Genomic DNA, 13,146 nt, shown 5'->3' with positions numbered 1-13,146 from the left:
TGTGAAAAGAAGGTGCCGCTGGGTTCGTAGCTTACCCTGGCACCATGCCAAAGCGCGCCGTACAGGCTAATCGCCCATTAGCCAAACATGCCTTTAAACATAAAGAAGAACAGGATAGCTAAGCCTGCCCCTGCAGGCAGGGTAATCAACCACGACATCACGATGGTGCCAATCACACGCAGGTTAAGAGCCGCCATACCGCGTGCTAAGCCCACCCCAAGGATTGCCCCTACCAAGGTGTGGGTAGTAGAAATCGGCAGGCCCGTACCGGACGCCAGTACGACCGTGGTGGCCGCCGCCAGCGTGGCCGCAAAACCACGGCTGGGGGTTAGCTCGGTAATGCCAGTACCTACGGTGGCAATGACTTTATGGCCGTAGGTGACAAGACCAAAGACGATGCCACCGCCACCAAGCACCAGCACCCACCAAGGGACTAACGCAGCACTATCGATAACACCATCGCTACGCACCACGCTAATCACCGCCGCCAACGGGCCAACGGCATTCGCCACATCGTTAGAGCCGTGGGCAAAGGCCATCGCACAGGCGGTAAAGATCATCAACACGCCAAACACCCGCTCAACGTTGGCATAACCAAAGTGGTCGCTTGCGTTTTTTTCGTATTTGATACGCCGCTGCATCACCACGCCTAAGCCCATAATGACGACACCAATCAGGATCGACAAAAGGAAGCTTTGACCAAACGAAAGATCCAGCCCGACATGGGTCAACCCCTTAGTGAGCGTGACCATGGAAACAATAAAGCCCACTAAGAAGATGTAGCCCGGCACATAGCGTTTGGCGGCAGCAAACGGGTCGTTACTTTCAAAAATCAGGTGGTGAACCGACTTGAACAGCACAAAACCAATGGTACCGGCCAACAAGGGCGAGACTACCCAGCTGGACGCAATCTGCCCCACTTTGCCCCACGCTACGGCTTCCACACCTAAACCTACTGCGCCAAAACCGACGATAGCACCCACAATGGAGTGAGTAGTGGATACCGGCCAGCCGCGAGCAGAGGCAATCATCAGCCAAATCGCTGCTGCCAGTAGCGCGGAGAGCATGCCATAGACCAATAGTTGCGGGTTTGCCTCAAGCAGTACCGGGTCAAGCATGCCGCCGCGAATCGTTGCGGTCACCTCCCCACCAGCTAACCAGGCGCCTAAAAATTCAAAAATAACCGCAATGACGATGGCCTGCTTGATGGTGATCGCTTTCGACCCCACCGAGGTACCCATGGCGTTGGCCACATCGTTGGCACCTACGCCCCACGCCATAAAGAAGCCAAACAGACAGGCTAGGATAATAAAAATTTCACCGTGCTGGGCAATAATCAGCATGAGAACCCCTTAGCGAGCGGTCAGAATCTGTAGGCGACTGCCCACGCGTTCGGCGCGATCGGATAGCTCTCCGACCCAGTCAATGATCTTGTAGAGAAAGATCACGTCCACGGGGGGCAACTGGCTTTCCAGTTCAAACAAACGGCGGCGAATCGCCACTTGTTGACCATCCGCTTGGTGTTCGAGGGTGTGCAGTTCACGAATCATGTTCTGCATGACATCGGAAACATTGCGCCCAAACCCGGACTCCAGCAGGTCTTTAAGCTCTTCGAGCGCCTGGCGTGCCTGGGCAACACAGGCCACGCTGGTGACCATATACTCGCGCATAGGCGCTGCTAGCTCATCGGGCACACGCATTTTGCGGCCTAGCATAATGCCGGTAATGTCGCGCACTTTATTAGCGATTTTGTCCTGTACGCTGATCAAGTCGAGCAGGTCAGAGCGCGATACGGGTAAGAACATAGTGTTGGGAAGGTTCAGCCGCAGCTCGGTTTTGAGCATGTCCGCATCGTGCTCTAACCGGGTCACGTTTTCGCGCAACGTGGCCGCGGTTTCCCAATCACCGATAAGGGTTGCCTCAAAAAAGGGCAACAGTTGATCGGCACATTCATTGGCCTTGACGATGTGGGCCAACAGCGGCTGGAATGGCGAGCGGCCAAACATCGCGGAAAAAGGGTTGGAGGTAACCATATAGCCTTTAGCCTGTTTTCGGAGTGCCTGGAAATGGCGGGCGCTAGTATAAAGAGTGCGCCTGCCCCCGTCATAAAAAGTTCATAATGTCGTTAGAAACTCGCCAAACCGTCACACAGCTAAGGTGGCTAATATCATGAAAAATTCAAACCTCAATTCTGCCATTAATGAGGTTGAGCTTAAGCTAGCACTGCCTTCCACACAGGTGGATGCGCTGTTTAACCACGCGACCGTTGTGGGCGCGGCGCCATTAAAACAGCATTTAGTTAATACCTACTTCGACACGCCTGCCGGTGATTTAGCCAGGAGCCAGATCGCCGTGCGCCTGCGCCAAGTAGATAACCACGTGCTGCAAACGGTTAAAACTGCAGGCCATGGCGGCGGAGGCCTATCAAGTCGCCAGGAGTGGGAGTGGGCGCTTAACCACCGGCAGCTGGACGCTACCGCTCTTGCTGAATTGCCACCCTTTCAAGGCGAACTAGCAAGGGCTATTGAGCAACTAACCCCTACGTTAAATACCGACTTTACCCGTCACAGCTGGCAGCTAACGTGGCAAGGTAGCCATATTGAGCTGGTATTGGACGAGGGGGAAATTATCAGCGGCGGCGCCCACGCATCGATTTGCGAGGTAGAACTGGAGTTAAAAGCGGGCGAACCAGAAGCGCTATGGTCCCTGGCGCTAGCGCTTACGGAAAGCGTGCCGCTGCGGCCATCTGACAGCAGCAAAGCTGCCCGGGGTAACGCCTTGGCCGCTAACCAGTGGACGCTTCCGGATGCCAGCACGCCCGCCCAGTGGCTACACCGGGCTACCCTGGCGTTAGATGCTTATCACGACAGTGGTCAAAACACGCACTTAGTAGCGGCCCAGCAGGCCTTGAATACCCTGGCCACTCACCCTCAGTTGGACGATACCCTACGCCCTATTGCCCAACAGCTGCCCAATGCACTTACTGCCAATGGGCAGCCGAAGACTGGTTACGGCCACGCCGCGTTAACGCTGGCCCATCGCTTGTCGACACAAACCCCGCTACGCTGATACGCATTAAGCCCACTTCAGGATGACACGATGAGCTTTCATTTAACCCCCGGTGCAGAGGGGCTGCGCACGCGGCTTTTCCATATTATTTTTGAGTCGGATACACCGGGGGCCAAGGCATTTGATCTGGCGCTGATTATTGCCATTTTGATGAGTGTAGCGGTAATACTGCTAAGCAGCGTGGAAGCCTACGCCACGCGCTATGGCGCTATTTTTTTCTATGTGGAGTGGGCATTTACCCTGCTATTTACCATTGAGCTAGCAGTGAGGATCTATTGCCTTGAACGCCCAACCCTCTATCTAAAAAGTTTTTACGGCATCATAGATCTGATCGCCATTTTGCCCACGTGGCTAGTGCTATTAGTGCCCGGCGCCCAAGGGCTGGTCATTGTTCGACTACTGCGTGTGCTACGTATTTTCCGCATTTTGCGCTTGATGGAGTTTGTCGGCGAAGCGCGGCTGCTAATAGATGCGCTCAAACGTAGCCTACGCCAGATTTTGCTGTTTTTTAGCAGCATTCTGATGGTTGTTACGCTGTTTGCCGCGCTGATGTACACCATTGAGTCGCCAGAGGCAGGCTTTACCAGCATCCCCATGTCCATTTATTGGGCGATTGTTAGCATGACCACCGTAGGCTATGGCGACATTGTGCCCGCCACGCCATTGGGCAAGTCGATCACTATGATTTTGATGCTGCTGGGGTACTCGATTATCGCCGTACCTACAGGGGTATTTTCGGCCCAGGTAATACGCTCTATTCGAGAGGATCGTTATTCAGATGAAGCCTGCCCTGGCTGCGGCCACGACCGGCACGAAAAGCGCGCCCGCTACTGCTTGCGCTGCGGCACATGGCTGGACGAAGAGAGCGAAGATCCGCATAAAAGCAAACTAGAGCACCGCCCAGACAAGTAGCCTAGGCGGTTTTAAGTAACGCCTTAGCTGGTAAACGGCGAAACATCGCCCCGGCCTTCGCGCAGGATTTTAGGCGGCAGCTCACGTAGGTCGATCACACTGGTGGGGTCTAAATGACAGGCACCACCGTCGATAATGGCGTCTAAATGGGCGCCAAAGCGTTCGCGGATCTCTTCAGGGTCGCTCATGGGCAGGTCATCACCGACCGGGATAAGCGTTACGCTCATGAGCGGCTCGCCCAGCGCGGCTAACAAGGCGTGGGTAATACGGTGGTCCGGCACGCGCACCCCGATAGAACGACGCTTAGGGTGCAGTAACAGGCGCGGAACTTCGGTCGTGGCATCCAGAATGAAGGTATAGGGGCCAGGCGTATGCGCTTTTAACAGCCTAAACACCGCGTTATCTACCTTGGCGTAGGTGCCAATTTCAGACAGGTCAGAGCATACAAGCGTGAAGTTGTGCTTGTCGTCTAACGAGCGCAGCCACTTAATTTTCTCAATGGCTTTTTTGTCGCCCAGATGGCAGCCCAGTGCGTAGCCTGAGTCGGTTGGGTAGGCGGCGACACCGCCCTTACGAATGATCTCTATTGCTTGATCGATCAAGCGCTTTTGCGGGTTTTCTGGGTGTATTTGAAAATATTGGCTCATCGCTTACTCCTGCTGGTAGACCTATGTTCGCTAGATATTTTTTAGCTGTATCCGTTCAGCTTAGCTGATTCGCTGGCTTATCACCCTCGCGCTAACATTCCACTAGGCGCATCACGCAGATGGGCAAGACGCGGGTGCTGCCAGATGGGCGGCGCAGCGGTACGTGGGATCAAACTCATGCTGCCGGGGGCAGCGTGGCTACCGGGAAAGTGAAAATCGCTTCCCATAGAGGCGTAGAAGCCACGTTCGACCAGTTGGCGTGCCAGGTCACGGGTGCTGTCAGGGTTTTGCTGTCCGCTCACCAGCTCTACCCCCTGCCCACCGGCTGCTTGGAAGGTGTCCATGAGCAGGCCGCGCTTGCGCCGGGTTAGCCCGTGGCGCAGCGGATGCGCGAGAACCGCCACGCCCCCCGAGGCTACTACCCACCCTACTGCCTCGCTAATTTCTGGCCAGAGTGCTTTTACATCGCCTTTTTTACCGCTGCCTAGGTAGCGCTTAAACGCGCCCGCCCAGTCAGGCACCATGCCTTCAGCTACCAGAGCGCGGGCAAAATCAGGACGACCCAAGGGGCGCTCGCTACCCGCCTGCTGCCGGGCTTTTTCAAGCGCATTGGCAAGCCCCGCTTTCTCCAGCCGCTCAGCAATCACCTCGGCGCGCTGTATGCGTGCCAGGCGCTGCTGTTCAAGCCCTTCTATCATAGAACCCTGCAGTCCGCCGGGCATGAGCGCCACCACATGAATATTAATTCCCTGCCAACGGGTGGATAACTCACAGCCAGGTACCAGGCATAGCCCTGCGTGCTGAGCAGCTTCTGCCGCTTCGGCTACGCCGTCCATGGTGTCGTGGTCGGTTAATGCCATGTGGCTAAGCCCACGCTCAGCGCACAGCGTTACTAGCGCCGTTGGGGTAAGCGCGCCGTCGGACGCCGTTGAGTGCATGTGTAAATCCACGGGGTAACGCTGGTCGGCATCAAACACATGGGGCAAAGAAATTGCAGGAAGTAGGGGCATAAGCATGACGCCGTGTGGCGAGTTTGTCAGAATAGGTGAGTCATACACAAACAGGCATCCTGTTTCCCCGTTAACGGTTCACAGGCGCTCGCCATGGTGCGCGCTAATGTAGAGGCGGTCAATCCTACGGCTTAACTACCGCCCCTTACATTCAAGGAGTTACACCTATGCTATACGCGATTATTAGTGAAGATGTATCTAACAGCTTGGAGCGCCGTTTAGCGGCCCGACCCGACCACCTCGCCCGGCTAGAGGCACTGCGCGATGAAGGCCGCTTGGTGCTAGCAGGCCCCCATCCAGCCATTGATGCCGACAACCCAGGTGAAGCCGGTTTTAGCGGCAGCTTGGTGGTCGCCGAGTTTGAAAGCTTAGATGCCGCTCAAGCTTGGGCAGACGCAGACCCATATATCATTGCAGGGGTGTATGCCAAGGTAATTGTTAAGCCATTCAAGAAAGTTTTGCCTTGACCGATTAGAGTGAGTGTGGAGGGTCCGACGTCTTTTTCACAGAGCCTGTGGAAAACTCTGTGAAAACTCGGCGGACGCTTTTCTATAAGCCAGCGATAGCGCCACGATTAACAAATTGGTTATTTTTTAACCAATTTTTATTATTTACTTCATCATCACGGATACCCGCGTGACCCAACGCCCTGTTCAACGCCCCATTGCCCTACCCCCGCTTGCGGCGTTAAGCGTTCCGTTGCTCTCCTGGAACGACGCTTCACCCCACTCGGATGCCTTCGGTGATGTCTACTTTTCCCGGGAAGATGGCCGCGCGGAAACCGAGCACGTCTTCTTAGGGGCCAACCATCTACCCGAGCGTTTTGCCACTTGGCAGCACACCCGCGCCTTTGTGATCGGTGAAACAGGCTTTGGCACCGGGTTAAATATGCTCTGCGCCTGGGCCTGTTTTGAACAGCACGCACCCGCCAACGCGCGACTGCATCTGTTATCCACAGAGATGTTTCCCCTCGACCGAGACTCATTGACCCGCGCGTTAAGCGCCTGGCCTTCGCTCGCGCGTTATGCACAGCAGCTATGTGACCTATGGCCAGAGGCTGTCAGCGGTATCCACCGATTACATCTTAGCGAGCGTGTCACGCTAGACCTGCACTTTGGCGATACCACAGAACGGTTGACGCTATTAGCAGGCTTGGTGGACGCGTGGTTTTTAGACGGCTTCGCGCCCTCTAAAAACCCTGATATGTGGCAGCCAGCGTTGTTTGAAGCCATGGCCGCCCGCTCTCGCCCGGGCGCTACTTTTGCCACGTTCACCTGTGCAGGCATTGTTAAACGCGGTTTAAAAGCAGCAGGGTTTCACTGGAAAAAGGTGCCGGGGTTTGGGCGTAAACGGGAAATGCTCGCAGGCTCTATCGACACGCCACCTAGCGACACCCGCCGTCAATCAACACCATGGTTCACGTCCCCCGCGGCGAAGCCCGCTAACCATGTGGTCGTCATAGGTGCCGGCATCGCCGGTTGCAGCGTGGCGGCGGCACTGGCAAAACGCGGGCTAAAAGTGACCGTTATTGAAAGAGATGCCCCAGGTGCAGGCGGCTCTGGCAACCGTCAGGGAGCGTTGTATGTAAAACTCGCCGCCGAAACCAACCCTCAAAGCCGCTTCTATTTTACGGGATTGCTCTACAGCCAGCGCTGGCTTAGTCAGCTCGTTTCCAGCACGCCGCTTGAGATACCTCTGTGGCAGCCCTGCGGGGTGGTGCAGTTAGCCTTAAGCGACAAAGAGGCCGCTCGCCAACAGCGCTTTATGGCCGGCCATCCACTGCCAGAAACCGTGGTTTCCGCCCAGAGAGAAGCACTTAGCGAACTCAGCGGTGTGCCAGTATCAGCCGACCACGGGCTTTTTTATCCCCAGGCGGGCTGGGTTCAGCCCAAACGGTTGTGTGAGCGGCTGCTTGAACACGCCAATATCACGCTCTATGAAGGGGAAGCCTCCGCTTTGCACCAGGAAGGCAGCCAATGGCAGGTTGAGATGGCTAGCGGTAATTCCGTCAGCGCTGATCACGTGGTGGTGGCCAACGCGACGCTTGCCAACCGTTTTGCACAGACCGCTGAACTGCCGTTGCAGCAGGTACGCGGCCAAGTCAGTGAACTGCCCCTCCCAAAAGGAGTGAAGGCCCCCAAGCGGGTAGTGTGCGCCGGTGGCTATGTGTCGCCACCGTTGGAAGGCATTTTGACATTTGGCGCCAGCTTTGTGCCCAATGACGCCACCCACCACGTCACCACTGACGACCACCAGCGCAACATTGACGAGCTGCGCCTAGCGCTACCCGCGTGGGTCGCAGAGCTTGAAGCATCTGGCCTAGCGTTAAGTGCTGACGCCCTGGGAGGCCGCGCTGCTGTGCGCGCGGCAAGCCCAGATAAAAGCCCCTACGCAGGGCCAGTGCCGAATGCAGCTGCCTGGCAACGCGACTACGCGGTGCTGCGCAAAGATGCCTCAAAAGCGCCCAATATCAACGGGGAGCACTACGCCGGCCTGTGGATCTCCACTGCCCATGGCTCTCGCGGGCTGGCCAGCGCCCCGTTGTGCGCCGAAGTGATTGCCTCAAGTGTATGCGACGACCCGCTACCGCTAGAGTTACCGCTGGTAGATCACCTGCACCCTGGGCGGCGCATTATCACCGCGCTGGTGCGAGCTCAGTAGTCGCCCTCTTCCTCATCATCAGCCAGGTCTCGCCCAAAGGAGCGCCATTGGGCGAGCGTCATCACTTCGGTCATTTCCAGCTCCAGGTCATGGGCAATAATCAGTTCATGGCGCTCTAACTGTTTTTTCACCTCGGCTACCCAGCCGTGCATACCCTCGCCGGTTGTATCGGTGGTGTCATAGCCCTGGCGGGTGACAAACGCTTCCAACAAGGCATTCAGTGTTTCCGGCGGCAGCATGCGCGCCGGCACTTCGATAAATCGGCTCATTCGCTCTGCTCCCAGGCAGCTAGGCGCTCAATAAACGTCGCTTCATCAATGACCTCAACGCCCAGCTGCTCTGCTTTGGTTAACTTGCTGCCTGCTGCCTCACCGGCCACTAAGCAGCTGGTTTTCTTTGAGACACTGCCCGCCACTTTAGCCCCCAGCAATTGCAGCCGCGCTTTACCTTCGTCCCGGGTCATGGTGTCCATGGCACCTGTCAGCACCCAGGTTTGCCCTTCAAGGGGAGTGGGCCCATGGGTCACTTCGCTCTCTTGCCAGGTGATACCGGCATCCAGCAGCGCTTGAAGGGTCTCTAGGTTATGGGGCTGGCGGAAGAAGGTGTGAATATGGGCTGCCACAATAGGCCCCACATCATTAACCGTTTCTAGCGCAGTGAGGTCAGCGTCTTGCAACGCTTGCAAGGTTCCAAAATGGTTGGCCACGTTAGCCGCCGTCGCCTCGCCCACCTCACGAATGCCCAACGCGTAAATAAACCGCGCCAAGGTGGTATTTTTAGCCTTATCCAGCGCGTTCACCAAGTTAGTAGACGACTTCTCGCCCATGCGCGGCAGGCTTTGCAATTGCCCCGCCGTCAGGTGAAACAAGTCTGCCGGGGTTTTCACCCAGTCTAGATCCACTAACTGCTCAATAAGCTTTTCACCCAGCCCATCAATATCCAGCGCCTTTCGGCTGGCGAAGTGCTTTAGCGCTTCTTTGCGCTGGGCAGCGCAGTAGAGCCCACCCGAGCAGCGGGCAACTGCTTCGCCTTTCAGGCGTTCAATGTCCGAGCCGCACACTGGGCAGTGGTCAGGAAAGGTAATCGTGCGTGCTTCTGCCGGTCGCTTATCGGTATCCACCCGCACAACCTGTGGAATAACATCCCCTGCACGGCGAATAGCGACGGTATCGCCAATCATCACACCCAGACGGGTGATCTCATCGGCGTTATGTAGTGTCGCGTTGGATACCGTTACGCCGGCAACCGTGACCGGCTCAAGCCGCGCGACCGGCGTAATAGCCCCGGTGCGACCCACCTGAAACTCTACATCATTCAGCGTGGTGACCTCTTCCTGGGCAGGAAATTTAAACGCTACTGCCCAGCGCGGGGCACGGGCCACAAAGCCAAGCTCCCGCTGGTGACGAAGATCATTCACCTTAATCACAACGCCATCAATGTCATAGCCCAATTGATCACGCTTTTCGCCTAGCTGTTCGCAGTAGTCAGCGACGGCCTGGGGGCCGCGCATAGTGCTTAACTCGGCGCTGGTGCGAAACCCAAGCACCGATAGTCGCGCCATCAGCGCACTGTGGGTAGTGTCACCCATATCAGGCTGCAACCGTGCCGCTTGATAAGCATGAAACTCTAGTGGGCGAGTGGCGGTAATACGCGGGTCAAGCTGGCGTAAGCTGCCAGCGGCGGCGTTGCGCGGGTTGGCAAATACCTTACTGTCTTCATCCCTGGCACGGTCATTAAGCGCCTCAAAACCCGCATGGCGCATAATCACCTCGCCGCGCACTTCCAACAGTTCAGGTAGGTCTTTACCCATCAGTTTTAACGGTACAGAACGTAGGGTGCGCAAGTTCGAGGTAATTCCCTCCCCGGTGCGTCCATCCCCGCGGGTGGCGCCAATCACTAATACGCCCTGCTCATACACTAGCGATACCGCCGCGCCATCAAGCTTTGGCTCGCAGCTAAACTCAATCTCTGTTGCGTCACACTCCAAGCGCTCGGCGACCCGTTCAGCAAAGGCCACCACATCGTCACGGCTAAAAGCATTATCCAATGAGAGCATGGGAATAGCGTGGGCGACTTCAGGAAAGCCCTCCGCCGGTGCAGCACCTACACGCTGGGTGGGCGAATCTGGCGATATCAGCGTAGGGTGCTCTGCCTCTAGTTGCGTTAAACGCTGAAGCTTTCGGTCATAGTCCGCATCGGTCAGTTTCGGTTCGTCCAACACGTAGTAGCGGTAATTAGCATCATCTAAATCGGCGCGGAGCTGGCTAATTTCTTCAAGCAAACGGGGGTCAGTCTGACTCATTCAGGAGGTTCCGGCATACAAAGTAAAACAGACGTTTAATAACAAAAACACCCGCCTTCGTAGAAGGCGGGTGTTATAACAACGCGGTGATTAACGTGCCTGCAGTTGGCGGTGCAGGCGGTGGCGACGCTCAAACTCGTGCACCCGCTGGCGAGCAAACTCAATGGTTTGCGCGGTCATCACGCTGCGGTTTTCATCTTTTAACTCACCGCCCATGTGGCGTACCAACACCATAGCGGTTTCCACCATGGCCTCAAAAGCGGCGGAACTATCCGTCGCACCGGGTAGAGGCATAAGGAAAGTAATACCCGGAGTAACGAACTCGTCCATTTCCTCAATGGGGAAAGTACCGGGCTTAAGCACGTTAACCATCGAGAACTGCAGCTCGCTATCAGCGCTTTCCGTTTCAAACCGGTGAAAAACGCCCATTTCACGGCTGTAGCGCAGCCCGCATACCATCATTAATTCAAGTAGCTTGGCACCATCAAAGCCTTCGGGGTCACGTGATAGAACGCTAATCACGACCATTTCATCGGCGTTGGTCAACGTTTCCTTGGCATGCGCGCCATTAACGTCGTGTCGTAACGCCTTTTCAAGCGCTGGGTGGGCACGTACAACGCGATCCTGGGCGGCGTAAGCATCGGTTACATATTCATCATACTCATCGACGCTGTCGTAACCTTGGGAATAGTCGTTAGCATACCCCTCGGAGTGGCCTTGATAATGACCTTCATCATGGCGGCTCACTGGAGAGCTAGCGGCAGCTTCACGCGCTTCTTGCTGTATTGCAATTCGCTGAGCTTCCGCGGCGCTGGCCGCCGCTTCTCGGGCCTCTGCACGCTCTTGGGCAATACGGGCTTTTTCAGCTTCAGCGGCTTCTTTCGCCTCGCGGCGCTGCTCTGCTTCGAGGGCCTTGCGCTCAGCTTTCTGTTTGGCTGATGCTTCAGCACGCTTGGCTTTTTCAGCTTTCTTAATGGCTTTTTGCTTGCGGCGCTCAATCAAGCGGCGTTTAAAGGAGCGTCCAATACCCTCAAAATCAACCAAACGGTATTCATCAATGGCATCGTCATCAAGCTCGTCATGTTCGCCCACCGTATCCGAGCGAAGCTGGCGGCGCTTAGGTGCATCAGAGGCGTGTTTGGCAAACACAGCATCTTCCGGCTCGGCACGCAGCACGGGTTCTGGCTCTGCTTGGCGCTCTGGTTGCTCTGACGCCTCCATTTGTGCGGGGGCTTCTTCTGCCGTAGAAAGAGTGGCAGATGGAGTATCAACACCTGAAACAGGCTGTTCAGTAGCGGTAATGCTAGCCGCAGCAGTTTGGGCAGCTGGCTGAGGCAGCGCTTGCTCTACCTTGGGTTTTTCACTTTTTAGTTTTTGATCAGCAATGATGGCTTCAGAAGCAGTTGGTTCAGAGACAGTGGTTTTAGAAACAGTTGGTTCAGAAGCAACGCTTTCAGGCGTTATAGATTCCGAAATAGTTGCCGCTTGAGTAGTCGCTGAGAGCATCCGGCTGTCGTTATCGGCCATGGACACGCTAGGCTCGCGACGGTCTTGCTCGAATGCTGGCTGCTCACTGTGCTTGACCTCATGGGTTGAGGGCGCGCTAGCCTGAGGTTCGATAATAGGTGGAGCAGATACAGTCTTAGGTGGAACAGACGCAGTTTTCTGCTTAGCCGTAAATTTGTGCTTAGGCATCGCTTTAGAAAAGGAGCGTTTAAAATCATTGAGCACTTTGGAAGGCCCAGGATGCTCTTGTCGCTCTAACTTGGGCTTTTTTCCAAGCCCGCTGTAATCAGCAGGTTTAACTACCCTGGCGCCACCGTTGGGTAACTCCCAGTTTATCTCGGCCTCTTTAGCATCGTCATCGAACTCCTCCGGTTTAACGGCCGGTAAGTCGTTGACTGCTTGGTCCAGTCGAGGGACGCGACGCTGACGCTGGAGTCTTCGCACACCGTCGACCACGATAAGCGAAACAAGCGCCAGTCCTAGAATGATTAACCACTCTCTTAATTCCATGTCGAGCATTCCATGGGTCATTTAACCGGTTGCTAAGGCGCCATGCCTGAAGACGGAAACCTTTTGGATAGTAACTAATTATCACCAAGCATAGCGCGATTGCTACGAAAAGGGCCACTTTTTGCTATTTTCTACGTTAGTGCGACGCATTAGATGTTTTTAAGGCAATTTTCCGACCGTATCAACCGTGAAAAGTGCAATTTTAGTGCTTATTAACATCAAGCACCGCACCTTTTCACTTTGGCTTTGCTCATTCACTAAGCGAAAGGCGGCCCACTCGTCCATCTAACTCGTTAATCCAGCTGCCTTTAAATCCAACACCCTTAATTCTGTACGAATCTAACTTTTCTGATACTGCCCTGGTGTTTGAAGCATGGTGTTTGAATAGTTTAACAAAAGTGATCAATGTTCAGCGCTGATTAATCACCCCAGCTTCTATTGCTGAATGTAAGGCTAGTGAATGTTTTTGTTTCTTGCGAATTTCTCTAAAAAATTCTGTTCGCCTACGGGGATGCACTGAGGCTTAGTG

The 13,146-nt window shown here is 55.4% G+C and carries 11 protein-coding genes; 4 read left to right on the top strand and 7 right to left on the bottom strand.

The features are described 5' to 3' along the window. Nucleotides 1-77: 77 nt before the first annotated feature. Complete coding sequence (locus P8S54_RS15165; RefSeq protein ID WP_281442399.1) at nt 78-1,343, bottom strand: inorganic phosphate transporter; 1,266 nt, start codon at nt 1,341-1,343, stop codon at nt 78-80. A 9-nt stretch (nt 1,344-1,352) separates the two neighbouring features. Beyond that, complete coding sequence (locus tag P8S54_RS15160) at nt 1,353-2,033, bottom strand: TIGR00153 family protein (RefSeq protein ID WP_281442398.1); 681 nt, start codon at nt 2,031-2,033, stop codon at nt 1,353-1,355. Between the two features lie 136 nt (nt 2,034-2,169). Here P8S54_RS15160 and P8S54_RS15155 point away from each other — a divergent pair, with 136 nt between their 5' ends. Then, a complete protein-coding gene (locus P8S54_RS15155) occupies nt 2,170-3,069 on the top strand; it encodes a CYTH domain-containing protein (protein ID WP_281442397.1) in 900 nt (299 codons plus the stop codon). Between the two features lie 30 nt (nt 3,070-3,099). Next, nucleotides 3,100-3,981, top strand: coding sequence for an ion transporter (locus P8S54_RS15150; RefSeq protein WP_281442396.1), 882 nt, complete (start codon nt 3,100-3,102; stop codon nt 3,979-3,981). Between the two features lie 23 nt (nt 3,982-4,004). Here P8S54_RS15150 and P8S54_RS15145 read toward each other — a convergent pair whose 3' ends face one another. Together P8S54_RS15145 and P8S54_RS15140 are read right to left on the bottom strand one after the other, a co-directional pair. Further along, nucleotides 4,005-4,628 (bottom strand): L-threonylcarbamoyladenylate synthase, encoded by a 624-nt coding sequence (locus P8S54_RS15145; RefSeq protein WP_281442395.1) that lies wholly within the window; start codon nt 4,626-4,628, stop codon nt 4,005-4,007. An 80-nt stretch (nt 4,629-4,708) separates the two neighbouring features. Continuing rightward, the gene (locus tag P8S54_RS15140) at nt 4,709-5,638 is read right to left on the bottom strand and encodes a PHP domain-containing protein (protein ID WP_281442394.1); all 930 of its coding nucleotides are present in this window, start codon (nt 5,636-5,638) and stop codon (nt 4,709-4,711) included. A 167-nt stretch (nt 5,639-5,805) separates the two neighbouring features. Between P8S54_RS15140 and P8S54_RS15135 the strand changes: the two genes are divergently transcribed. Both P8S54_RS15135 and mnmC read left to right on the top strand, forming a co-directional pair. Next, complete coding sequence (locus tag P8S54_RS15135) at nt 5,806-6,105, top strand: YciI family protein (RefSeq protein ID WP_281442393.1); 300 nt, start codon at nt 5,806-5,808, stop codon at nt 6,103-6,105. A 169-nt stretch (nt 6,106-6,274) separates the two neighbouring features. Beyond that, complete coding sequence (gene mnmC / locus P8S54_RS15130; RefSeq protein WP_281442392.1) at nt 6,275-8,299, top strand: bifunctional tRNA (5-methylaminomethyl-2-thiouridine)(34)-methyltransferase MnmD/FAD-dependent 5-carboxymethylaminomethyl-2-thiouridine(34) oxidoreductase MnmC; 2,025 nt, start codon at nt 6,275-6,277, stop codon at nt 8,297-8,299. Here mnmC and P8S54_RS15125 read toward each other — a convergent pair. The 3 genes from P8S54_RS15125 to zipA all read right to left on the bottom strand — a co-directional run bounded on the left by P8S54_RS15125 (nt 8,293) and on the right by zipA (nt 12,617). Then, nucleotides 8,293-8,568 (bottom strand): YheU family protein, encoded by a 276-nt coding sequence (locus tag P8S54_RS15125; protein ID WP_009096679.1) that lies wholly within the window; start codon nt 8,566-8,568, stop codon nt 8,293-8,295. The two genes, mnmC and P8S54_RS15125, sit on opposite strands and share 7 nt — an antisense overlap. After that, on the bottom strand, nt 8,565-10,601 hold the full coding sequence (gene ligA, locus P8S54_RS15120; RefSeq protein WP_281442391.1) for an NAD-dependent DNA ligase LigA: 2,037 nt from the start codon (nt 10,599-10,601) through the stop codon (nt 8,565-8,567). Before ligA ends, P8S54_RS15125 begins: the two co-directional genes overlap by 4 nt. 90 nt (nt 10,602-10,691) lie before the next feature. Continuing rightward, entirely contained in the window at nt 10,692-12,617 is a 1,926-nt protein-coding gene (gene zipA / locus P8S54_RS15115; protein WP_281444117.1) for a cell division protein ZipA, read from the bottom strand. Between the last annotated feature and the right edge of the window lie 529 nt (nt 12,618-13,146).

It is taken from the genome of Halomonas sp. M1, from assembly GCF_029581375.1.
In the GTDB taxonomy this organism is placed as follows: Bacteria; Pseudomonadota; Gammaproteobacteria; order Pseudomonadales; family Halomonadaceae; genus Vreelandella.
This window is presented reverse-complemented; position numbering and strand designations above follow the sequence as displayed.

Bases quoted from the DNA above. Each gene is read 5' to 3' on its own strand.
- P8S54_RS15165 (WP_281442399.1), bottom strand. From the start codon at position 1,343: ATGCTGATTATTGCCCAGCACGGTGAAATTTTTATTATCCTAGCCTGT.
- P8S54_RS15160 (WP_281442398.1), bottom strand. From the start codon at position 2,033: ATGGTTACCTCCAACCCTTTTTCCGCGATGTTTGGCCGCTCGCCATTC.
- P8S54_RS15155 (WP_281442397.1), top strand. From the start codon at position 2,170: ATGAAAAATTCAAACCTCAATTCTGCCATTAATGAGGTTGAGCTTAAG.
- P8S54_RS15150 (WP_281442396.1), top strand. From the start codon at position 3,100: ATGAGCTTTCATTTAACCCCCGGTGCAGAGGGGCTGCGCACGCGGCTT.
- P8S54_RS15145 (WP_281442395.1), bottom strand. From the start codon at position 4,628: ATGAGCCAATATTTTCAAATACACCCAGAAAACCCGCAAAAGCGCTTG.
- P8S54_RS15140 (WP_281442394.1), bottom strand. From the start codon at position 5,638: ATGCCCCTACTTCCTGCAATTTCTTTGCCCCATGTGTTTGATGCCGAC.
- P8S54_RS15135 (WP_281442393.1), top strand. From the start codon at position 5,806: ATGCTATACGCGATTATTAGTGAAGATGTATCTAACAGCTTGGAGCGC.
- P8S54_RS15125 (WP_009096679.1), bottom strand. From the start codon at position 8,568: ATGAGCCGATTTATCGAAGTGCCGGCGCGCATGCTGCCGCCGGAAACA.
- ligA (WP_281442391.1), bottom strand. From the start codon at position 10,601: ATGAGTCAGACTGACCCCCGTTTGCTTGAAGAAATTAGCCAGCTCCGC.
- zipA (WP_281444117.1), bottom strand. From the start codon at position 12,617: ATGGAATTAAGAGAGTGGTTAATCATTCTAGGACTGGCGCTTGTTTCG.